We start from the raw sequence: 20,944 nt of genomic DNA on the forward strand, positions 1-20,944 counted from the left end.
ATGATGCATTTCTCCGAGCTTTTCATCCGCCGCCCTGTCCTGTCCAGCGTGCTGGCGGCCCTGATCCTGTTTCTGGGTCTTGCCGCGATGGTCAACCTTCCCGTGCGCCAGTATCCCGAGGTTCAGGAAAGCGTTATCACCATCACCACGATCTACCCCGGTGCCGCGCCCGAACTGATCCAGGGCTTTGTCACCGCGCCCATTGCCGCGGCGGTTTCGACCACGGAGAACCTCGACTATGTGACCAGCGAGTCGCGCCCCTCCGCCTCTGTGGTCACCGTGCAGATGAAACTGGGGGCCGATCCCGACACCGCCTTGACGGAAGTGATGTCCAAGGTCCAGCAGGTGCGGGGCCAGTTGCCGCAGGATACCGAGGACCCGGTGATCGCCAAGGGCACGGGCATGACCTTTGCCCTGATGTATCTGGCGGTGCAAAACCCCAACATGACGCCCGAGCAACTGACCGAATATCTGGAACGCGTGGTGCGGCCGCGCGTCACCAATATTCAGGGCGTCGCGCAGATGGAGATCCTGGGCGCGCAGAAATATGCCATGCGCATCTGGCTGGACCCGCTCTTGCTGTCGGCACGCGGGGTGACTGCTTCGGAAGTGCTGGGCGCGATCCGCTCGTCCAACTTCCTGTCGGCACCGGGGCGGACCGAAAACGACTATTTCACCTATTCTCTCACCCTCGATTCCACCATCCAGACGCCCGAAGCCTTTGGCGCCCTGCCGATTGGCCAAGGCGAAAGCGGTGTGGTGCGGTTGCGCGACGTGGCGCGGGTGGAACTGGCCTCGGGGTCCAGCGACGCGATTGTCACCTTCGCGGGCCAGCCCGGCATTTTCATCGGCATCATCCCGTCTCCGGGCGAGAACCAGCTTGATGTGGCGGCCAACGTGCGTGACGCGCTGCCCGCGCTGGAACAGACCCTGCCCAGCGGTATGACCGTTGATCTGGTCTACGATTCGACCGAGACGATTGCCGCCTCGATTTCCGAAGTGTTCAAGACCATCGCCGAAGCCGTTCTGATCGTCGTGGTGGTGATCTTGCTGTTCCTCGGCTCGTTCCGCTCGGTGCTGATGCCCATCGTCACCATCCCGCTGTCGCTGATCGGGGTGTGCAGCGTCATGCTGGTGCTGGGCTACTCGATCAACCTGCTGACCCTTCTTGCGATGGTTCTGGCGATCGGTCTGGTGGTGGATGATGCCATCGTGGTCGTCGAGAACATCCACCGGCACATAGACGAGGGCATGACCCCCGCGGCTGCCTCGATCAAGGGGATGAAGGAAATCACCGGCCCCGTGATCGCCATGACCATCACGCTGGCCGCCGTGCTGGCCCCCTTGGCCTTTACCGGCGGGCTGACGGGCGCGCTCTTTGCCGAATTTGCGCTTACCCTTGCCGGCTCGGTGGTGATCTCCGGCATCGTCGCGCTTACCATCACACCCGCAATGTCGGCGCGCCTTCTGAATCACGGAGCGCCGGGGCGCTTCCAGCGCATCGTGGACCGCACCTTGGGCGGGCTGGCCAACTGGTATGAACGGCGGGTGGCGTCCTCGCTCGATTACAGGCCCGTGACGTTCCTCATGGTGATCTCGCTTCTGGGCGCGACCGGATTCATGTTCATGAACACCTCGTCCGAACTCGCACCCGAGGAAGACAGCGGCGCCCTGTTCGCCATCATGAGCGGCCCGCGCTATGCGACGCTGGAATACACCGATGCCTTCACCCAAGAGGTCAGCCGCCGCGCGGCAGGGATCGAAGAGGTTCAGACCTCGTTCTCGGTGGCCGGGATGGGCGGGGCCGGCAATACCGGCTTCTACATCTGGGCGCTCAAGGACTGGGCCAGCCGCACGCGCGGTCAGGCCGAGATTCAGGCACAGCTTCAGGGCATTCTCGATGGCACGCCGGGCCTGCAAAGCTATGTCTTCGCGCCGCCCTCGCTCCCCGGCGCGGGTGGTGGTCTGCCGATTTCGATGATCGTCCAGTCGATCCATGCGCCTGAACGGGTGGTCGAGATCGCCGAAGAAATCCGCATGCGCGCCATGCAGTCGGGCATGTTCATCGTGGTGCAGAACAGCCTGTCCTTCGATGCGCCACAGGTGCGGATCGTCATCGATCGTGACCGCGCCGCCCAGCTTGGTGTCGCGGTCAGCGATATTGGGGCCACCTTGGGCCTTCTGGTCGGCGGCGGCGCGGTTGCGCAGTTCGACCGCGATTCGAACAGCTATGACGTGATCACCCAAGTCCCGCGCGAATGGCGCGACAACCCCGAACGTCTGGGCGAGTTCTTCGTGCGCTCCGGCACCGGGGTGATGGTGCCGCTGTCCTCGGTGGTGAGCCTGATGCCGACGGTGTCTGCCGCCTCGATCTCGCAGTTCAACCAGCTCAATTCGGCCACGCTGTCCGCCATGCCGATGATCGGCCTGTCTACAGGCGTGGCTTTGGCCGAGCTGGAGCGCATCGCCGCCGAAGTCCTGCCCGACGGGTTCTTCATTGATTACTCCGGCCAGTCTCGGCTGGAGAAATCCGAAGGCAGCACGATCATTCTGGCCTTCGCCGCCGCCATCGTGGTGATCTATCTGGTGCTGGCCGCGCAGTTTGAAAGTTTCCGCGACCCGTTCATCATTCTGATGTCGGTGCCCCTGTCGATCTTCGGGGCGATGCTGCCGCTCTATCTGGGGGCGGGAACTCTGAACATCTACACGCAGGTCGGGCTGATTACCCTGATCGGCCTGATCACCAAGCACGGCATCCTGATGGTGGAATTCGCCAACCAGCAGCGGGAAGAGCATGGATTGTCGCGGCGTCAGGCCATCGTGGCCGCCGCCAAAACGCGGTTGCGGCCCATTCTGATGACGACCTTTGCCATGGTTCTGGCCGTCGTGCCGCTGATCATCGCGGATGGCGCCGGGGCGGCGGCGCGGCAGGCGATGGGTCTGGTGATCTTTACCGGCCTGCTGATCGGCACGATCTTCACGCTGTTCGTGGTGCCGGCATTCTACACGCTGATCTCGCTGAGCGACGCGGGTTATCTGCTGCAAAAACGCAAGGTAGAGCAGCAGTTCGGCGCGGCGAAGGTGCATTGAGACGCCTCCCCGCGCGCTTGCGGGCGCGCGGGGAGGGCCGCCTCATTTGGCGCGGGTGGGGCGGTCGAAGACCTTGCGGCCCATCAGGCTGCCGACCAGATCGACCATCAGCCGCGCGGTCATCCCGCGATCATCCAGAAACGGGTTCAGTTCGACCAGATCGAGGCTGGTGACCAGCCCGGATTCATGCAGCAGTTCCATCACCAGATGCGCCTCGCGGAAGGTGGTGCCGCCGGGGACGGTGGTGCCGACGGCGGGGGCGATGGCGGGGTCGAGGAAATCGACGTCGAGGCTGACATGTAGCATCCCGCCTGCTGCCGCCACCTGTTCCAGAAAGGCGCGCAAGGGGGCGACCACGCCGTGCTCGTCCAGCACCCGCATGTCGTTGATGGCGATGTCATGGTCCAGCAGGGCCGCGTGTTCGGCGGGGTCGACGGAGCGGATGCCGTAGAGGCAGATCCGGTCTGCGGGGAGAGGGGCGGGGAAGGGGGGGAAGGCATCGAACCCCGCGCGGCCCGCGATATAGGCGACGGGCGTGCCATGCAGGTTGCCGCTGGTGGTGGTGAGGGGGGTATGGAAATCGGAATGGGCGTCGAGCCAGAGCAGGAACAGCGGCCGGCCCGCGCGGGCGGCGTGGGTGGCAGCCCCCGCGACCGAGCCGAGGGCAAGCGAATGATCGCCCCCGAGGACCACGGGCATCGCCCCCTCGTCCAGCGCGGCGGCGACCCGCCCCGACAGGACTTGTGTCCAGCCCAGCACCTCGGCCAGCGAATGGACGGCGGGGTTGGGGCAGGGGGGCGCTGCGACCTCGGGGCAGGCCAGATCGCCCCAGTCGGTCACGGCGTGGCCCAGCCCTGCGATGGCCTGGGCGAGGCCAGCGACCCGGTAGGCCGCGGGCCCCATGAGGCAGCCGGGGCGGCGCTGGCCTGCGTCGATGGGGGCGCCGATGAGGATGGTCTTGGGCATGGGGTATCCTTTTTTCTTGGCCGATCATGGCCCAGATGGGCGGAGAATTCACCCCAAAACTCGCCCGCGCTCCCCCGCTGTGTTACACCGCTGCGTCTTCAATGAAATCAATGGCTTGACCCCGCGGAATTTACCGGGCGTTAACCTGTTAACGGGGCGGGCGCGGCGCCGGGGGTGCTGCGCGCGGCTGGCGCTGCGGGCGCGGCAAACCGCCCGCGGGGCAGGGCTGGCGCGCGCCGGCGGATGCGGCGGCGGGGTCTTGTGCAACGGAATCCACAAGGGACAACTTTCCTGCTTGACGCCCCTTTGGCCACGGGCTATCAGCCCCATATCGCGCGGTTGTAGCTCAGTTGGTTAGAGTACCGGCCTGTCACGCCGGGGGTCGCGGGTTCGAGCCCCGTCAACCGCGCCACTTATTCGCTTAAGCGCAAGACGCCTGCACCTTGACCGTGCGGGCGTTTTGCGTTTCGGGGGCTCTCCACAGCCGTGCAGGGGAAAACAGGCCGATGACCGAGGTTTTGCAATCATCCTTGCCCTTTGCGCCCTGGGCCGATCCGCGCACGCGGCGCTTGCCGGGGATTGTGCCGCTGGACATGGGCGATTGGCTGCGGGTGGATGATGCCTATGCCGGACAGATGCGCCTGCGCGATGCGCTGATCGCCGCGCGCGAGGCCGAGGTGGTGGCCGCGCTGCCCGAAGCCGCCGAGGCGGTGGCGGAGCTTTATGCCTTTACCCTTGCCCGCCTGCCCGCAGGCTTTGCCCGCGAGGGCAGCACGATCACCCGCCCCGACGGGGTGCGGGTGGCGCTGGATGCGTCGCGCCCGCTGCAGACGCTGGGGCGGCTGGTGCAGGAAGACCTGTGCCTGATGCAGGAGCGCGCGCCGGGGGTGCACGGGTTGACGGCGGCGGTGCTGTGCTTTCCCGCCGGATGGACGCTGGCGGAAAAGCTGGGGCGGCCCCTGATGCTGATGCACAAGCCGGTGGCGAGCTATACCGAGGAGATGGGCCGACGCGTGCAGCGCCTGATGGACGGCGTGCGCGAGGAGGCGCCGCTGTGGCGCGCCAATGCGCACCATTCGCGCGCGCCGCTGTTCAACCCGCTGCGCGAGGATGCGCCCAAGGACACCGTGCAGCAGGGCGAGATGCCGTTCATACGGTCGGAGCGGCAATGCCTGATCCGACTGCCTGTGAGCCGCGCGGTGCTGTTCTCGATCCACACCTATGTGGTGCGGCGCGAGCATCTGACGGCGGAGCAGGCGGCGGCGCTGGCGGAGTTTCCCATTCACCGCGCGCTTTAAGCGCGCGGTGCAAGCGTTTGACGCCAAAGGAAAAGGCCGCCCCGAGGGGCGGCCTTTGTGTTCGCTGTGCTGCGATCAGCAGGAGTAATACATCGCGTATTCGATCGGGTGGGGCGTATGCTCGTAGGCATAGACCTCTTCCCACTTCAGCGCCATGTAGCCTTCGAGCTGGTCACGGGTGAACACGTCACCTGCGAGCAGGAAGTCCATGTCTTTTTCCAGCTCTTCCAGTGCCTCGCGGAGCGAGCCGCAGACGGTGGGGATTGCTGCCAGTTCTTCCGGCGGCAGATCATAGAGGTCCTTGTCGGATGCCGGACCCGGATCGATCTTGTTGTTGATGCCGTCGAGGCCAGCCATCAGCAGGGCTGCGAAGGCCAGATAGGGGTTGGCTGCCGGATCGGGGAAGCGGGCTTCCACGCGCTTGGCTTTGGGCGATTCCGTCCACGGAATACGGACGCAGCCCGAGCGGTTGCGGGCGGAATACGCGCGCAGGACCGGTGCTTCGAAGCCCGGGATCAGGCGCTTGTAGCTGTTGGTCGACGGGTTGGTCAGGGCGTTCAGCGCCTTGGCATGTTTCAGGATGCCACCGATGAACCACAGCGCCTCTTGGCTGAGGTCGGCATATTTGTCGCCTGCGAACAGCGGCTTGCCGTCCTTCCAGATCGACATGTTGACGTGCATCCCCGAGCCGTTGTCGCCCTTCATGGGCTTGGGCATGAAGGTGACGGTCTTGCCATAGGCGGCCGCCACGTTGTGGATAACGTATTTGTATTTCTGGATGTTGTCGGCCTGTTCGGTGAGGCCACCAAAGATCATGCCGAGTTCGTGCTGGCAGGTTGCGACTTCGTGGTGGTGCTTGTCGACCTTGATGCCCATGCGCTTCATGGTCGAGAGCATTTCGCCCCGGATGTCCTGCGCCTCGTCAATCGGGTTGACGGGGAAATAGCCGCCCTTGTGGGCTGCGCGGTGGGCGAGGTTGCCACCTTCCATTTCGGCATCGGTGTTCCAGGCTGCGGCTTCGGCGTCGATCTGGAACGACACCTTTTGCGGCGTGACCGAGTAGCGCACGTCGTCGAACAGGAAGAATTCGGCTTCGGGTCCGCAGTAGAAGGCGTCGCCGATGCCCGAGGATTTCAGGTAGGCTTCGGCCTTCAGCGCGGTGCCGCGCGGGTCGCGGCTGTAGGATTCGCCGGTGTCGGGTTCGACCACGGTGCAATGCACGCACATGGTTTTTTCAGCATAGAACGGGTCGATATAGACCGAACCCGCGTCGGGGATCAGTTTCATGTCGGATTGGTCGATCGACTTCCAGCCGGCGATGGACGATCCGTCGAACATGAAGCCTTCCTCGAAGAAGTCTTCGTCGACCAGATCCGCCACCAGCGTCACGTGCTGGAGCTTGCCTTTGACGTCGGTGAAGCGGATGTCGACATATTCGACCTCTTCATCCTTCATCAGTTTCAGAGCTTTTTGAATCGCGCTCATCATGCTGCCTTTCGGTTTTTGGGTGTTACAGTGCAGGCCAAGCGGGCCTGATGTTCGGGGGCGGGTCAGACGGCGTCGTCGCCGGTTTCACCCGTGCGGATGCGGATGGCCTGTTCGACCGAGGAGACGAAGATCTTGCCATCGCCGATCTTGTCGGTGCGGGCGGCGGCAATGATCGCGGCGACGGCCTGATCGACCATGTCATCGGTGAGGATGACCTCGATCTTCACCTTGGGCAGGAAATCCACCACATATTCGGCGCCGCGATAGAGTTCGGTATGGCCTTTCTGGCGGCCAAAGCCCTTGACCTCGGTTACGGAGAGGCCCTGGATGCCCGCCTCTTGCAGGGCCTCCTTGACCTCGTCGAGCTTGAAGGGCTTGATGATTGCCTCGATTTTCTTCATGGGCCGAACTCCCCCGCGCCTTTGTCTCAGGATGTCTGACCATTTCCGCGGGGCAGAGACAATTGACTAAGGTTTAAGCAGCGGGCGGGAGGGGGCGAATTTGGCTGCTACGATTAAAAATTAGGCAAGTCGGCGCGGGATTGGGCGGTTTGAGAACGATTTGGAGGCGAAAGTGACGGAACTGCTGACATCTGCCCAAATGCGCGCCATCGAGGCGGCGGCAATCGCCTCGGGCAAGGTCACGGGGCTGGCGCTGATGGAGCGGGCCGGGGCGGGCGTGGTGGAGGCGGTTTTCGCGGCCTGGCCGGAGCTGGCGGCGGCCAAGCGGCGGGCGGCGGTGCTGTGCGGGCCGGGGAACAATGGCGGTGACGGCTTCGTGGTGGCGCGGCTGTTGCGGGAGGCCGGATGGGAGGTGCAGGTTTTCCTGCCGGGTGATCCGGCGCGGCTGCCTGCGGATGCGCGGGCGAATTATGAGTGCTGGTGCGGCATGGGGGAGGTGCGGGCGCTGCCGGGGCCGGAGGAGGGGTATGACCCTTGGGGCGTCGATCTGGTGATCGATGCGCTGTTCGGCATCGGGCTGTCGCGGCCGCTGGAGGATGTCGCGGGTCTGGCGCGCCTGCTGCCGGAGCGGGAGGCGCGCGGCGAGTCCGGCTGTCCGCGGGTCGTGGCGGTGGATGTGCCGTCTGGCCTTTGCGCGGACAGCGGGCGGCGGCTGGGGGGCAGGGCGCTGTGGGCCGATCTGACGGTGACCTTTCACCGCGCCAAGACCGGACATTATCTGGCCGAGGGGCCGTTTTGCTGCGGAAAGCTGCGGGTGGTTCCCATCGGGCTGGAGGGCATGGGCGAGGCGACGGGACTGGTGGGCGCGGAAGCGGCGGGGCGGCTGACCAAGGCGGACCCTTTCGGGCGCGAGGGGCACAAGTTTGTGCATGGTCATGCGCTGATCCTGTCGGGGCCTGCGGGGCGCGGGGGCGCGGCGCGGCTGGCGGCGCGGGGGGCGCTGCGGATCGGGGCGGGGCTGGTGACGGTGGGCTGTGCGCCCGCCGCGATGGCGGAACATGCGGCGCGGCTTGATGCGGTGATGCTGCGCGAGGTCGCGGATGCGGCGGCGCTGGCGGCGGCGCTGGAGGACAGGCGGATCACCGCGCTGTGCCTCGGGCCCGGGATGGGGCTTGGCGCGCGGGAAGCGGACCTGCTGGCGGCGGCGCTGCGGGGCGGCGGCGCGCCCCACCCTGCGCTGGTGCTGGATGCGGATGCGCTGACGCTTGTCGCGCGGGATCAGGCGCTGTTCGCCGCGCTGCACGCTGCCTGCGTGCTGACGCCCCATGCAGGGGAGTTTGCGCGGCTGTTTCCCGATCTTGCCGGGCGGCTGGCCGCGCCTGCGGCGGCGGGGCCAGCGTTTTCCAAACTGGATGCCGCCCGCGCGGCGGCGGCTCGGGCGGGTTGCGTGGTGGTGTTCAAGGGGCCGGATACGGTGATCGCGGGGCCGGACGGGCGCTGTGCGCTGCACGCGGCGCAGTATGAACGGGCTGCGCCCTGGCTGGCAACCGCAGGCAGTGGCGATGTGCTGGCGGGGTTCATCTGCGGGCTGCTCGCGCGCGGGTTTTCTCCGTTTGACGCGGCCTGCACGGCGGTGTGGCTGCATGTGGAGGCGGCGCGGGCCTTCGGGCCGGGGCTGATTGCCGAAGACCTGCCCGAAACCTTGCCGCAGGTGCTGCGCGCCCTCGGGCTTTAGACGGGGCGGGCCGTGTGGCGGCCATGAAAAAGGCCGCCCGGAGGCGACCTTTGGCACATCAGGAGCGCGCGCGATCAGGCGGCGGGGGGAGAGGTTTCGCAGCCCAGTTCCAGCCCGCCTGCGAAGATTACCTGCGGGTCGGCGAAGTGCAGCGTGACCATCCGCGCCTCGGGCAGGGTTTCGAGACGGATGTATTCGCCGTCCACGAGGCGTTCGGCGGCCATCACCGCGCGCACCAGACCGGACATCGCCTTGGCGCGCCAGTCACGGATCAGCAGCGGTTGGCGGGGCGAGACATGCATGTCGGCCTCGGGGCGGTCCTTGCCGAGCACGCCCTGCGAGATGCGGATCACCTGTGCGTCTTGCACCACGGCGATTTCGACGGCGGTGACGGTGCGTGCGCCCGAGCGGGTGATGACCTTGTCACCGGGCGCGATGAATTCCACCGGCATCACGCCGGCGAGGGTGAGGATCATGGTGCCGGAGGCGATGCCGCACTGGGGCATGGTGGTGCCCGCGTCAACGCGGCCTGCGGTCATGCCTTGGGTTAGGTCTGCCATAACGGTCTCCTGTGCCAACATCGTCTCTGCCTCGCATTTTGTTTTTTGACGCAGACTATGGCAGAAACAGGGCAGGCGCGCGACATTTCCCGCTCGGGTCTGCGGCAACTGTGGCGCGCCGTGGCACGAATGCCATGCGCGCCCCGCGTGTGCAGGCGGCACGGGTGCGGGGGCGTCGGCCTGCTGTCGTTTTTGCCCTCGCCAGCCGCACGCGGCTTTGCTAGAAGGCGCGGCATGTGGGGGGCCTTGCCTGCCGCAAGGAGGCGGGCTTGCCCGTTCGGGAATGCGGGTGTGGCGAAATTGGCAGACGCACCAGATTTAGGTTCTGGCGCCGCAAGGCGTGGGGGTTCAAGTCCCTCCACCCGCACCATTCCCCGATCAGGGCCGCCGCGCCGAGCGCGCCAAGACGCTTTGGCCTGCGCGGAATTTCCCCTTTGTGCGGAACATTCAGGCGCGAAAGCGCCATTCGGGCTTGCAAGCCGCCCTGCGGATTAATAGGAGAGGCGGGAAAGTTTTGACTGCCGCCTGTTCTGGCGGCCCAACCGATATGGGGAAAATATGCAAGTCACCGAGACCCTGAACGAAGGGCTGAAGCGCGGCTACACCATCACCGTGACCGCCGCCGAACTGGAAGCCAAGGTTCAGGAAAAGCTGGTCGAGGCGCAGCCCGAGATCGAGATGAAGGGCTTCCGCAAGGGCAAGGTGCCGATGGCGATCCTGCGCAAGCAGTTTGGCCCGCGCCTGCTGGGCGATGCGATGCAGGACGCCATCGACGGCGCGATGAAGGGCCATTTCGAGGCCACCGGCGACCGTCCGGCGCTGCAGCCCGAAGTGAAGATGCAGGGCGGCGAGTCCTGGTCCGAGGGGCAGGATGTGGTGGTCGAGATGACCTATGACTGCCTGCCGCCGATTCCGGAACTGGATGCGGGCAAGATCACGCTGGAGCGTCTGGTGGTGAAGGCTGACGACGCTTCGGTGGAAGAGGCCCTGAAGAACCTTGCCGCCACCGCGCAATCCTTCGAGGACCGCAAGAAGGGCGCCAAGGCCAAGGACGGCGACCAGATCACGATCGACTTCAAGGGCTCGGTCGACGGTGACTATTTCGAGGGCGGCACGGCGGAAGATTATCCGCTGGTTCTGGGCTCGAACTCGTTCATTCCGGGCTTCGAGGCACAGCTGGTCGGCGCCAAGGTGGGCGACGAGGTGAAGGTGGAGGTGACCTTCCCCGAGGCTTACGGTGCAGCGCATCTGGCGGGCAAGGCTGCGGTGTTCGAATGCACCGTGAAGGCGGTGAAGGAGCCGAAGGCAGCCGAGCTGGATGACGAGCTGGCCAAGAAATACGGGGCCGAGGATCTGGCCGCGCTGAAGGGCCAGATCGCCGAGCGTCTGGGCGTGGAATATCAGGGTGCGAGCCGCGCGATCCTGAAGCGGTCCTTGCTGGACCAGCTGGACGGGATGGTGAAGTTCGACCTGCCGGCGGCATTGGTGGACGCCGAGGCCGGGCAGATCGCGCATCAGCTGTGGCACGAGGAAAACCCCGACGTGCAGGGCCATAACCACGATGCCATCGAGCCGACCGCCGAGCACAAGGCGCTGGCCGAGCGCCGGGTACGTCTGGGGCTGCTGCTGGCCGAGATCGGTCGCAAGGCCGAGATCACCGTGTCGGATGCCGAGATGACGCAGGCCGTGCTGAACGCCGCGCGCCAGTATCCGGGGCAGGAGCGCCAGTTCTTCGAATTCGTGCAGAAGAACCCGCAGATGCAGCAGCAGCTGCGCGCGCCGCTGTTCGAGGACAAGGTTGTGGACCATATCGTGGCGCAGGCGACCGTGACCGAGAAAGAGGTCGACAAGGACGCGCTGCAGAAGGCGATCGACGCGCTGGACGAGATCTGAGCGCAGGATCTTCCGCAAGCGATCGGGGCCGCGCCGCTGGGTGCGGCCCTTTTTCTTTCCCGATGGGGGTGACCATGCCGGATTTTCTTCCTGATCTGCCCGAGGCGCGCATTCTGGAGGCGTTGCAGCGCGCGCCCGGAAACGAGCTGCGGTCGGGCAAGTTCGATGCGGCGGAGTCCTCTGCGGCGCTGGTGGCCAATGCCTTTGGCTGGTTTCTGGAGCGCCCCGCCGCCTTGCCGCCGCTGCCAGGCGTGCCGGCGGGGGCGGTGCAGGCGGTGGAGCTGGAGATGGAGATGCGGTTCCCCTGGTCGGGGGGACGGCATCCGTGGCTGGACGTGGGCGTGGTGACGCATACGACGCTGGTGGGCATCGAGAGCAAACGCTACGAGCCGTTCCGTCCGGCCAAGCAGACCGGATTTTCCGATGTCTATGACCGGCCGGTCTGGGGGCCGAACATGGCGCGCTACACCGCGATGGCGCAGGCGCTGATTGCGGGCGAGGCGGAGTACCGCTGTCTGGACGCGGCGCAACTGGTCAAGCACGCCTATGGCATCCGCACGCGGGCGGAGAAGCGGGCCGTGGGGTCGGTGCTGGTGTATCTTTATGCCGAGCCTGCGGTCTGGGCCTCGGGCAAGCCGGTGGATGCGGCGCGCAAGGCGCAGCACCGGGCGGAGGTCGCGCGCTTTGCGGCGGTGGTGGCGGGGGACGAGGTGGTGTTCGTGCCGCTGTGCTGGGGCGATCTGCTGCGCCAGTGGGAGGCGGAGCCTGCCTTGCGCGCCCACGTGGCGGCGATCCGGGCGCGTTTCGGTGATCTGGGCTAGCGGGCCGCGGGGCTGGCCCCTTGCGGGTCAGCTTGCGGCGTCGGCGGCGGCGGTCGCGCCGATCTTGCGCGGGTAGACGAATCCGCGCAGCGGGCGCGGGCTGCCCAGCACGCCGGGGGTCGCCTCGACCTGCACGCGGGACCAGTCGCCCTTTTCCGACACGTCGATCACCGGCATTTTCAGAGAAATCTGGTTGCGGTGCCAGTTGGCGTGGTCGATCAGCACCTTGCGGTCGGAGATCACCTCGGAGACCACGGCGACATGGCCGAGGCGGCTGCTGGAATGGGGAGCGAAGACCATGACCGCGCCTTCTTCGGGCGTGCTGCCGCGATAGTATTTGCCCTTGGCAGCGGCAAACCATGTGCCGGCATTGCCCTGCAGGTCGATCCCCGAGGCGGTGCGGGCGAAGGGCACGCACCAGACGCGCGCGCCGCGGGCCTGCTTTGCCTTGACCTCGGCAATGGCCTGCGCTTGCAGCATCGGATTGAAGGAGGAGGGGGCCGGAGCGCTCATCGTCGACTTGGTGAGCGTGTCGCCACAAGCGGTCAGAAGCCCGAAGCTGGCACAAAGAAAGAGAGCGCGTGCAAAGCCGCGTGTCTGCAGTGTGAAAGTCAAGATTACCGTCCCCAGCCCTTGTTTTCAGGCTTTCTACACCATGTTTCAGCGGGTGAAAGGTGGCGTGATCGGGGGGTGGCGGAAACCTGCCAACGCGCGGGAAAATCCGCCGATGGTCAGGAACCCTTTTGCAACTGGCGTTCCCGCCACAGCACATAGAGCCCTGCGGTGACGATGATGGCGATGCCGGACCATGCCACCGCGTCGGGCCATTCGGCAAAGAAGGCCCAGCCCCAGAGCACGCCCCAGAGCATCGCGCTGTATTCGAAGGGCGTGACCGCATTGGCATCGGCGATGCGGTAGGCCTGGGTGAGCAGGGTCAGCCCCAGCGCGGCGATGACGCCGCATCCGGCCATCAGCGTCGCATCGAGCGCGGTGGGCCAGACCCATGCGCGCAGGAGAAAGGCCAGCGAGGGGTGCAGATCGGGGGCGGTGCTGCCGCCGAAGGCCAAGGCCATCAGGCTGGCGATGGCCAGAAACACCAGATTGCCCCAGAAGGCCATTGCCGCCGCACTTTCATGCGCGCCGAGTTTGCGCGCAAAGATCATCGACAGGCCATAGCAGAGGCCCGACAGGACCGGCAGCAGGGCCGCGATCTCGAACACCCCCGCGCCGGGGCGCAGGATGATGAGAACGCCGCCGAATCCCGCCAGCACCGCCGCGCCGCGCCGCCAGCCCACGGTTTCGCCCAGCATCGGCACCGAGAGAATCGTGATGAACAGCGGGGCCGAGAAGTAAAGCGCCACCACGCTGGCCAGAGGCAGCGCGGGCAGCGCGAGGTAATAGGCGGCATAGGCCACGAACATGACCAGCCCGCGCCCGATCATCGCCTTGGTGCCGGGGGTGAACAGGGTGCCAAGCCCGCCGTCGCGCGCCGCGAGCAACAAGAGCAGCGGCAGGGCGGTGAGGCTGCGGAAGACCATCGCCTGCGAGAGCGGGTAGCTGCCCGAGAGCAGCTTCAGAATCAGGTCCTGCACCGAGAACAGCCCCAGACCGGCACAGAGGCACAAGATGCCGAGGCTGGAGTCTTGGCGCGGGCGGGGCAGGGATGTCATGCAGGGCCTTGGCTTCTGGTCTGCCTGACCTGACCATGCGCCACGGCGTGCCGCGCTTCCGGGGCCGACATGCAGGGTGTCGGAGATGGGCCAGAGGGGGCGGGCGCTGCCCTATGGGCGTCAGTTTGACGGGGGCGCCTTGACGAAGCGGGCGCCCTGGGGCGTCCGGCTTGGCGCAAGGTTGATGCGCGGGGTCGCGGGGGCCGAGGTCTCGACAGCGACGGGCGCGAAACCGGCAGGCTCTGGCGCGACGGCGGGGCGGTCCTCGCCCGCGAAGGGTTGCAGATGCGCGAAAGTATCGCCCTGCAACTGGCCATAGCTGAGATAGGCCGAAAGGCCGAGGAGGCAGAAGCCGAGAAGCAGGAGAATCGGGCGCATGGTCGTATCCGTGTGGCAGGTGTGCTGCCCTGTGCCATACGACTGTGGCAGAGGTTTGGCGCGCAGGCCGCCGGCGCGCAGGAGTGACGGGCGGCGCGCAGGAAAAAGGCCGCGCAGAAGCATCTGCGCGGCCTTTGGATTTGCGGGTCTGGCGCCTGGCCCGACCTTATTCTTCCTGCGCGGCGCCGCCGATATCGTCGAAGAGTTCGGCGATCTCGAAATCGGCTGCGGCTTCGGCTTCGGCGGCGAGTTCCTGAATGGATTTGCCCGACGCTTGCAGTTCAGCCTCTTCCACCGAACGGGCGACGTTCAGGTTGATGCGCACGCTGACTTCCGGGTGCAGGACCACGGAAACCGGGTGGATGCCGAGGTCTTTGATCGGCTTGTCCAGCACGACCTGACCGCGGCTGACGGTGAACCCGCCCTCGGTTGCGACTTCGGCGGCGTCACGGGTGGTGACGGAGCCGTAGAGCGCGCCCGAATCGGAGGCCGAGCGGATGATGACGAAGGTCTGGCCATCGAGCTTGGCGGCGACGGCTTCGGCTTCTTTCTTGGTTTCGAGGTTCTGCGCTTCCAGCTGGGCCTTCTTGGCCTCGAAGGATTTGATGTTGCCATCATTGGCGCGCAGCGCCTTGCCCTGCGGCAGCAGGTAGTTGCGGGCGTAACCGTCCTTGACGTTCACGACTTCGCCCATCTGGCCCAGCTTGGCCACGCGCTGGAGAAGGATCACTTGCATGTTCGTGTGCTCCTTATTTCACGGCATAGGGCAGCAGGGCGAGGAAGCGGGCGCGCTTGATCGCACGGGCCAGCTCACGCTGCTTGATTGCGGAAACTGCGGTGATGCGCGACGGCACGATCTTGCCACGTTCGGAGATGTAGCGCTGCAGCAGACGCGTGTCTTTGTAGTCGATCGCCGGAGCGTTGTCGCCCGAGAAGGGGCAAACCTTGCGACGGCGGAAAAATGGTTTGTTCGCCATGATTTATGGTCCTTTCCTGAGACTTTGGATCAACGACGCGGGCCGCGGTCTGCACCGCGGTCGCCACCGAAGCCGCCACGGTCGCCACCGCGCTCGGGACGGTCGCCGCCGAAGGCCGGACGCTCGCGGCGCTCGCCACGCTCGCCGTCACGGTCATCGCGCTTTTGCATCTGCACGGAAGGGCCGTCGTTGTGGGCGTCGACCTTGATGGTCAGGACGCGCATGACGTCATCATGCAGGCGCATCAGGCGTTCCATTTCCTGCACGGCGGCCGGAGGGGCATCCGATTTCAGGAAGGCGTAATGGCCCTTGCGGTTCTTGTTGATCTTGTAGGCCATCGTCTTGACGCCCCAGTATTCCGATTCAACGACTTTGCCGCCGTTGTCCGAAAGCACTGCGGTGAAATGTTCGACAAGGCCTTCGGCCTGCGTGTTGGAAAGATCCTGACGCGCAATAAAGACATGCTCATACAGTGGCATGTATCGTCCTTTTCGTCTCGGGCGGCTTCAAAGACCAACGGCATTTGGCCTTTCCGCGGCCGGGTCACGAGAGGCATCGCCATTAAGAGGAATGCGGAAAGGATGGGGCCTTATACAGAAAGGCGGGACGGATGCAAGCGCGGCGGATGCGTGCGCGACCGGCTGGCCGACTGTGCGAATCCGCGCAAGTTTTGTTCGCGGGCCGTGAATTGTGCAAGAGCAGCACAATCGGCAGAGTCCGCCACGAGTGCGGGCCGTGGTGGCCTGCCAGACCGGAGTGTTACAGATGACCCGCATTGCCCCGCTTGCCCTGATCGCCGCGCTTGCCGCAGCGCCTGCCTTTGCCGAAGCCGAGAAATACACCGTCGACGCCAGCCATGCGCAGATCGTGTTCAGCTACAACCACCTTGGCTTCTCGACCGGCTATGGCATGTTCTCGGGCTATGAAGGCGAGATCATGTTCGATCAGGCCAATCCGGCCGCGTCGTCGGTGACGGTGTCCTTCCCCGTGCGTTCGATGCTGACGGGTTGGGAAGCGCGGTTCGAGCATTTCATGTCGCCCGACTTCTTCGATGCCGCCGAGGATGAGATGGTGACCTTCACCTCGACTGCGATCGAAGTGACCGGCGAGACCACCGCCAAGATCACCGGCGATCTGACGCTGAACGATGTGACGAAATCGGTGGTGCTGGATGCGGTGCTGAACCAGGCGGGCGATCACCCGATGGAGAACAAGCCCTGGGCCGGGTTCAGCGCGACCACCACGCTGCTGCGGTCGGACTTCAACCTTGGCGCCTTCGCCCCGTTCATCAGCGATGAAGTGAATGTGGAAATCTCGCTGGAGGCGATGAAGGCCGAATAAGCCTTCCGCAGAGGGAATGACGAAGGCCGCCGGAGTGATCCGGCGGCCTTTATCTTTGCAGCGCCCCTTGCGGCGGGCGTCAGGGGCGGGTGGCGGTGAGCGCCACATCGACCGTGACACCGAAGCCGACCGAGGATTCATCGGCATAGCTTTGCCCCATGCCGAAGGCGCGGCGGTCGAGCGTGGTCTGGCCTTCCATCGTGGCGGTGTCGCCGTCGATGGCGAGGGTGAAGGGCAGGGAGACCGGCACTTCGGCCCCGCGCAGGGACAGGGTGCCGCGCGCCTCGTAGCCCTCGGCGGCGGGGAGGATGTCGGCGGTGAACACCGCCTGCGGATGCGTGGCGACATCGAAGAAATCCGCCGATTTGGCCTGCTGGGTGACAGAGCCGAGGGTGAGCGAGGCGGTATCTATGGTGACGGTCACCTGCCCGTGGCGGCCATCGGTCGGCACCTCGTCAAAGCGGATGTCGGCGGACCATGTGGCAAAGCTGCCGCCGACCGTCTGGCCCATCTGCGCAACCGAAAAGGCGAGCGTGCCTTCGGCGACCTGCCAGTTGCCGTTTGCGGGCGCGGTGGCGGTGGCGGTTGCCAGCGGTGTTGACGTGAGCGGCTCGCCGCGCGGCAGGGCGGCGACGCCCGCGCCAAGGCCGAAGAGCGCCAGTGCCGCAAGGAGCGGGATGCGCGAGGCGCGGTTGGCCGTGGGGGTGGCGGGCGCGGGGGTGCCGCGCGTCATCCGGCGCAGCGTGTCGTCGCGGTCGAGCAGATGGTGTTTCAGCGCGCCCGCGATGTGCAGCAGGATCGAGACGATCATCAGCTTGGTGAACACCCAATGCGCCGCCCCCGCGGCCTGAGCCACGGATTCCGACTGCGGCACGAAGGGCAGGGTCTGGCCGAAGGGCCACCAGATCGGCGCAAAGCCGGTGACGGCGGCATGATGCACCCATCCGGTGAGCGGCACGGCGACGAGACTGATGTAGAGCATCCAGTGGACAAGGCTGGCCAGCCAGACCTCGGCCCGCCGTTGGGGGTGCAGCGGCACCGGATGCGGCTGCGTCAGCGCCCAGAGGATGCGGCCGATCGCCACGAAGAACACCAGCACGCCGAGCGTCTTGTGGATGGAAAACAGTTGCGCCTTGCGCGCCAGCGCCTCGGCGGTGTCATAGGGCAGGCGGTTGGCGATGACGCCGAGCGGAAAGGCCAGAAAGATCAGGGCGGCGGTCGTCCAGTGGAAGAGGCGCGCGACCTTTCCGTAAGAGACGGGCGAATTGCGGGCGGACATGGGAAAACTCCGGTCAATGGTCTTGGGTCAGGCTACTGCCATTCTACGCCGAAGGCAGTCCCTTCCGGCGCACAGCGGCTGTGCAGGCTGCCTCGATCGGGCGCGGTGATTGCGCTTGAGGCGGCGGCGCGTTATCTGGACCTAGGATCAGACGGGAGGCAACATGGGCCGCGCATTTGTATTTCCGGGCCAGGGCGCCCAAACCATCGGGATGGGGCGCGCGCTTGCCGACGCCTATCCGGCGGCGCGGGCGGTGTTCGACGAGGTGGATGACGCGCTTGGCGAGTCGCTGTCGGCGTTGATCTGGGAGGGTGACATCGCCGAGTTGACGCTGACGCAGAACGCGCAGCCCGCGCTGATGGCGACATCCATCGCGGCCTTGCGCGCGATGGATGCGGAAGGCTTTGGCATGGACAAGGCCGATTTCGTGGCCGGGCATTCCTTGGGCGAGTATTCGGCGCTCTGTGCGGCGGGGGCCTTGAGCCTTGCCGATACCGCGCGGCTGCTGCGCATCCGCGGGGCTGCGATGCAGGAAGCGGTGCCGGTGGGCGTGGGCGCGATGGCGGCGATTCTGGGCCTTGATTTCGAGGCGGTGGCCGCGATTGCCGCCGAGGCGGCGGGCGACGAGGTGTGTCAGGCCGCCAATGACAATGATCCGGCGCAGGTGGTGATTTCGGGCCACAAGGCGGCGGTGGAGCGGGCAATGGCGCTGGCCAAGGAGCGGGGCGCGAAACGCGCGCTGCCGCTGCCGGTGTCGGCCCCCTTCCATTGCGCGCTGATGGCGCCGGCCGCGCATGTGATGACCGAGGCCTTTGCCGCCGTGGTGATCTCGAAACCCGTTTGCCCCGTGGTGGTGAACGTGCGGGCCGAGGCGGTGGAAGAGCCCGACCGTTTCCGCGATCTGCTGGTCGCGCAGGTCACCGGATCGGTGCGCTGGCGCGAGAGCATGCTGTGGATGGAGCGGGCCGGCGTGACCGAGTTCTGGGAGATCGGGGCGGGCAAGGCGCTGTCTGGCATGATCAAGCGGATCGTGCCGGGGGCCGAGACGCGGGCCATCGGCGTGCCGGCGGATATTGCGGCGCTGCAGGGCTGAGGGCGTGCCCGGGGCTGACCCCGGGGGGCTGTCTGCCCCCCGGACCCCCCGAGGATATTTTTGGACAGAAAATGAGGGCAGGGTCATGTTTGATCTGACGGGGAAGACGGCACTGGTGACGGGGGCTTCGGGCGGGATCGGGGCCGAGATCGCGCGGGTGCTGCATGGCGCGGGGGCCACGGTGGCGCTGTCGGGCACGCGGGTGGCACCCCTGGAGGCGCTGGCGGCAGAGCTGGGCGGGCGGGCGCATGTGCTGGTGTGCAACCTGTCGGACCCGGCCGAGGTCGAAGGGCTGGTGAAGCGGGCCGCGGAGGCGATGGGCTCGGTCGATGTGCTGGTCAACAATGCCGGGATCACCAAGGACGGTCTGGCGATGCGGATGTCGGACGAGGACTGGCAATCGGTGATCGATGTCAACCTGACCGCGACCTTCCGGCTGTGCCGCGCGGCCTTGCGCGGGATGATGAAGGCGCGCTGGGGCCGGATCGTGAACATCAGCTCGGTCGTCGGGACCACCGGTAATGGCGGGCAGGTGAACTATGCCGCCAGCAAGGCCGGGATGGTGGGCCTGTCGAAATCGCTGGCGGCGGAAGTGGCGAGCCGGGGAATCACGGTCAATTGCGTCGCACCCGGCTTTATCGAGACCGCGATGACCGAGAAGCTGAACGAGGCGCAGCGCGGGGCGATTCTGGGCGCGGTTCCGGCGGGCCGGATGGGCAGCGCGCAGGAGATCGCGGCGGCGGTGCTGTATCTGGCCTCGGCCGAGGCAGGTTATGTGACCGGCGCCACCTTGCATGTGAATGGCGGCATGGCCATGATATAGGCGCGGGCGTGGCGGCCAAGGCTGCGCACGGTCTTGTGAAAGCGTTTGCCTAAGCGTGCCACCCTTGCTATAGGCGCGCTGGAAATCGCCGGTTCAGCCCGGTGTCGTCGCTGTCGCGGCGGAATCGCCCCGCGAGGGGTAAGGAAAGTGACGGGAAGCCCTCCCGCTGATATAAGAGGAAGTGACATGAGCGACATCGCTGACCGCGTGAAGAAGATCGTCGTTGAGCATCTGGGCGTTGAAGAGGACAAGGTCACCGAGACCGCCTCCTTCATCGACGATCTGGGCGCGGACTCGCTCGACACTGTCGAACTGGTCATGGCGTTCGAGGAAGAGTTCGGGATCGAGATTCCGGATGATGCTGCCGAGACCATCCAGACCTTCGGCGATGCGGTGAAATTCATCACCGAAGCCGCCTGATCTTCGCGCAAGGTCGGACAGAACGGAACGGGCACCCCTTTGCGGGTGCCTTTTTCGTTTCGGGGCGGCGGATGAGGGGTGCGGGGCTTGGCTGGCGCCGGAAAAAGCCCCAGTCGCGGGACCGGGGCTTCGGGGCAGATCAGAACGGGATTTCGTCGTCGAGGTCGGAGCGGCCCGCCGGGGCACCGCGCCCGCCGCCCATGCCGCCGCCACCGCCCATGCTGCTGCCGCCCGAGGGGCCGCTGCCGTAATCATCATAGCCGCCACGGTCATCATAGCCGCCTTGTCCGCCGCCGCCGCCGCCTTCGCCGCGCCCGCCGAGCAAGGTAAGCTCGCCCCGGTACTGGCGCAGGACGATTTCGGTGGTGTAGCGGTCGGCGCCCGACTGGTCCTGCCATTTGCGGGTTTCGAGCTGGCCTTCGATATAGACGGTGGAGCCCTTGCGCAGATATTGTTCGGCGATCCGTGCCAGACTTTCGTTGAAGATCGCGACCGAATGCCATTCGGTGCGTTCCTTGCGTTCGCCCGTCTGCTTGTCACGCCAGTTTTCCGAGGTGGCGATGCGCAGGTTCACCACCTTGCCGCCATTGGCAAAGCTGCGCACTTCGGGGTCGCGGCCAAGATTGCCGACGATGATGACCTTGTTGACCGAGCCTGCCATTGGGTTCTCCGCTTGTCTGCTGTTGTCATGGGTCCGGCACCGGGCCGGGG

The 20,944-nt window shown here is 66.1% G+C and carries 21 protein-coding genes and 2 tRNA genes; 11 read left to right on the forward strand and 12 right to left on the reverse strand.

What is annotated here, in order from left to right; translation table 11 throughout:
* Nucleotides 1–3: 3 nt before the first annotated feature.
* Nucleotides 4–3,090, forward strand: a complete 3,087-nt coding sequence (locus G3572_RS01265; protein ID WP_164609874.1) for an efflux RND transporter permease subunit — start codon at nt 4–6, stop codon at nt 3,088–3,090.
* A 42-nt stretch (nt 3,091–3,132) separates the two neighbouring features.
* Here G3572_RS01265 and rocF read toward each other — a convergent pair whose 3' ends face one another.
* A complete protein-coding gene (rocF, locus tag G3572_RS01270; protein WP_164608872.1) occupies nt 3,133–4,056 on the reverse strand; it encodes an arginase in 924 nt (307 codons plus the stop codon).
* A 335-nt stretch (nt 4,057–4,391) separates the two neighbouring features.
* Between rocF and G3572_RS01275 the strand changes: the two genes are divergently transcribed.
* Nucleotides 4,392–4,468: transfer RNA gene (locus tag G3572_RS01275), tRNA-Asp, on the forward strand.
* 94 nt (nt 4,469–4,562) lie between these two features.
* Nucleotides 4,563–5,354 carry a heme-dependent oxidative N-demethylase family protein gene (locus tag G3572_RS01280; protein ID WP_164608873.1) on the forward strand — a complete coding sequence of 264 codons (792 nt, stop codon included), beginning with the start codon at nt 4,563–4,565 and terminating at the stop codon, nt 5,352–5,354.
* Between the two features lie 75 nt (nt 5,355–5,429).
* On the opposite strand, the gene glnA is transcribed toward G3572_RS01280, so the two are convergent.
* Both glnA and G3572_RS01290 read right to left on the reverse strand, forming a co-directional pair.
* The gene (gene glnA, locus G3572_RS01285; RefSeq protein WP_164608874.1) at nt 5,430–6,839 is read right to left on the reverse strand and encodes a type I glutamate--ammonia ligase; all 1,410 of its coding nucleotides are present in this window, start codon (nt 6,837–6,839) and stop codon (nt 5,430–5,432) included.
* Nucleotides 6,840–6,904: 65 nt separating this feature from the next.
* Complete coding sequence (locus G3572_RS01290) at nt 6,905–7,243, reverse strand: P-II family nitrogen regulator (protein ID WP_100197995.1); 339 nt, start codon at nt 7,241–7,243, stop codon at nt 6,905–6,907.
* A 172-nt stretch (nt 7,244–7,415) separates the two neighbouring features.
* Here G3572_RS01290 and G3572_RS01295 point away from each other — a divergent pair, with 172 nt between their 5' ends.
* Nucleotides 7,416–8,978: an NAD(P)H-hydrate dehydratase gene (locus tag G3572_RS01295; RefSeq protein ID WP_164608875.1), complete on the forward strand. Its 1,563-nt coding sequence runs from the start codon at nt 7,416–7,418 to the stop codon at nt 8,976–8,978.
* 74 nt (nt 8,979–9,052) lie between these two features.
* Here the strand turns inward: G3572_RS01295 and G3572_RS01300 are convergent, their stop codons facing one another.
* Complete coding sequence (locus tag G3572_RS01300; protein WP_164608876.1) at nt 9,053–9,538, reverse strand: Hint domain-containing protein; 486 nt, start codon at nt 9,536–9,538, stop codon at nt 9,053–9,055.
* Nucleotides 9,539–9,823: 285 nt separating this feature from the next.
* On the opposite strand from G3572_RS01300, the gene G3572_RS01305 reads away from it, so the two are divergent.
* From G3572_RS01305 to G3572_RS01315, 3 genes are all read left to right on the forward strand, one after another.
* Nucleotides 9,824–9,908, forward strand: a tRNA-Leu gene (locus G3572_RS01305).
* Nucleotides 9,909–10,096: 188 nt separating this feature from the next.
* On the forward strand, nt 10,097–11,431 hold the full coding sequence (gene tig, locus G3572_RS01310) for a trigger factor (protein WP_164608877.1): 1,335 nt from the start codon (nt 10,097–10,099) through the stop codon (nt 11,429–11,431).
* Between the two features lie 74 nt (nt 11,432–11,505).
* Nucleotides 11,506–12,252, forward strand: a complete 747-nt coding sequence (locus tag G3572_RS01315) for a PGN_0703 family putative restriction endonuclease (RefSeq protein WP_164608878.1) — start codon at nt 11,506–11,508, stop codon at nt 12,250–12,252.
* Nucleotides 12,253–12,279: 27 nt separating this feature from the next.
* On the opposite strand, the gene G3572_RS01320 is transcribed toward G3572_RS01315, so the two are convergent.
* The 6 genes from G3572_RS01320 to rpsF form a co-directional block, all read right to left on the reverse strand.
* Nucleotides 12,280–12,867, reverse strand: coding sequence for a CHAP domain-containing protein (locus G3572_RS01320; RefSeq protein ID WP_240335370.1), 588 nt, complete (start codon nt 12,865–12,867; stop codon nt 12,280–12,282).
* Nucleotides 12,868–12,983: 116 nt separating this feature from the next.
* Nucleotides 12,984–13,922, reverse strand: coding sequence for a DMT family transporter (locus G3572_RS01325; protein ID WP_164608879.1), 939 nt, complete (start codon nt 13,920–13,922; stop codon nt 12,984–12,986).
* A gap of 120 nt (nt 13,923–14,042) precedes the next feature.
* Nucleotides 14,043–14,300, reverse strand: coding sequence for a hypothetical protein (locus G3572_RS01330; RefSeq protein WP_164608880.1), 258 nt, complete (start codon nt 14,298–14,300; stop codon nt 14,043–14,045).
* 166 nt (nt 14,301–14,466) lie between these two features.
* Nucleotides 14,467–15,036 (reverse strand): 50S ribosomal protein L9, encoded by a 570-nt coding sequence (gene rplI / locus G3572_RS01335; RefSeq protein WP_164608881.1) that lies wholly within the window; start codon nt 15,034–15,036, stop codon nt 14,467–14,469.
* A gap of 13 nt (nt 15,037–15,049) precedes the next feature.
* On the reverse strand, nt 15,050–15,277 hold the full coding sequence (rpsR, locus tag G3572_RS01340) for a 30S ribosomal protein S18 (RefSeq protein WP_100198517.1): 228 nt from the start codon (nt 15,275–15,277) through the stop codon (nt 15,050–15,052).
* Nucleotides 15,278–15,306: 29 nt separating this feature from the next.
* On the reverse strand, nt 15,307–15,756 hold the full coding sequence (gene rpsF / locus G3572_RS01345; protein ID WP_100198516.1) for a 30S ribosomal protein S6: 450 nt from the start codon (nt 15,754–15,756) through the stop codon (nt 15,307–15,309).
* Nucleotides 15,757–16,042: 286 nt separating this feature from the next.
* Here rpsF and G3572_RS01350 point away from each other — a divergent pair, with 286 nt between their 5' ends.
* Nucleotides 16,043–16,618 carry a YceI family protein gene (locus G3572_RS01350; RefSeq protein ID WP_164608882.1) on the forward strand — a complete coding sequence of 192 codons (576 nt, stop codon included), beginning with the start codon at nt 16,043–16,045 and terminating at the stop codon, nt 16,616–16,618.
* A gap of 79 nt (nt 16,619–16,697) precedes the next feature.
* Here the strand turns inward: G3572_RS01350 and G3572_RS01355 are convergent, their stop codons facing one another.
* Nucleotides 16,698–17,897: a cytochrome b/b6 domain-containing protein gene (locus tag G3572_RS01355; protein ID WP_164608883.1), complete on the reverse strand. Its 1,200-nt coding sequence runs from the start codon at nt 17,895–17,897 to the stop codon at nt 16,698–16,700.
* A gap of 163 nt (nt 17,898–18,060) precedes the next feature.
* Between G3572_RS01355 and fabD the strand changes: the two genes are divergently transcribed.
* From fabD to G3572_RS01370, 3 genes are all read left to right on the forward strand, one after another.
* Nucleotides 18,061–18,990 (forward strand): ACP S-malonyltransferase, encoded by a 930-nt coding sequence (gene fabD, locus G3572_RS01360; protein ID WP_164608884.1) that lies wholly within the window; start codon nt 18,061–18,063, stop codon nt 18,988–18,990.
* An 85-nt stretch (nt 18,991–19,075) separates the two neighbouring features.
* On the forward strand, nt 19,076–19,813 hold the full coding sequence (gene fabG, locus G3572_RS01365) for a 3-oxoacyl-[acyl-carrier-protein] reductase (protein ID WP_164608885.1): 738 nt from the start codon (nt 19,076–19,078) through the stop codon (nt 19,811–19,813).
* A 186-nt stretch (nt 19,814–19,999) separates the two neighbouring features.
* Complete coding sequence (locus G3572_RS01370; protein WP_013067402.1) at nt 20,000–20,233, forward strand: acyl carrier protein; 234 nt, start codon at nt 20,000–20,002, stop codon at nt 20,231–20,233.
* 139 nt (nt 20,234–20,372) lie between these two features.
* On the opposite strand, the gene ssb is transcribed toward G3572_RS01370, so the two are convergent.
* Nucleotides 20,373–20,894 carry a single-stranded DNA-binding protein gene (gene ssb, locus G3572_RS01375; RefSeq protein WP_164608886.1) on the reverse strand — a complete coding sequence of 174 codons (522 nt, stop codon included), beginning with the start codon at nt 20,892–20,894 and terminating at the stop codon, nt 20,373–20,375.
* Nucleotides 20,895–20,944: the final 50 nt, after the last annotated feature.

This window comes from Pseudotabrizicola algicola (assembly GCF_010915705.1).
Lineage (GTDB): Bacteria > Pseudomonadota > Alphaproteobacteria > Rhodobacterales > Rhodobacteraceae > Pseudotabrizicola > Pseudotabrizicola algicola.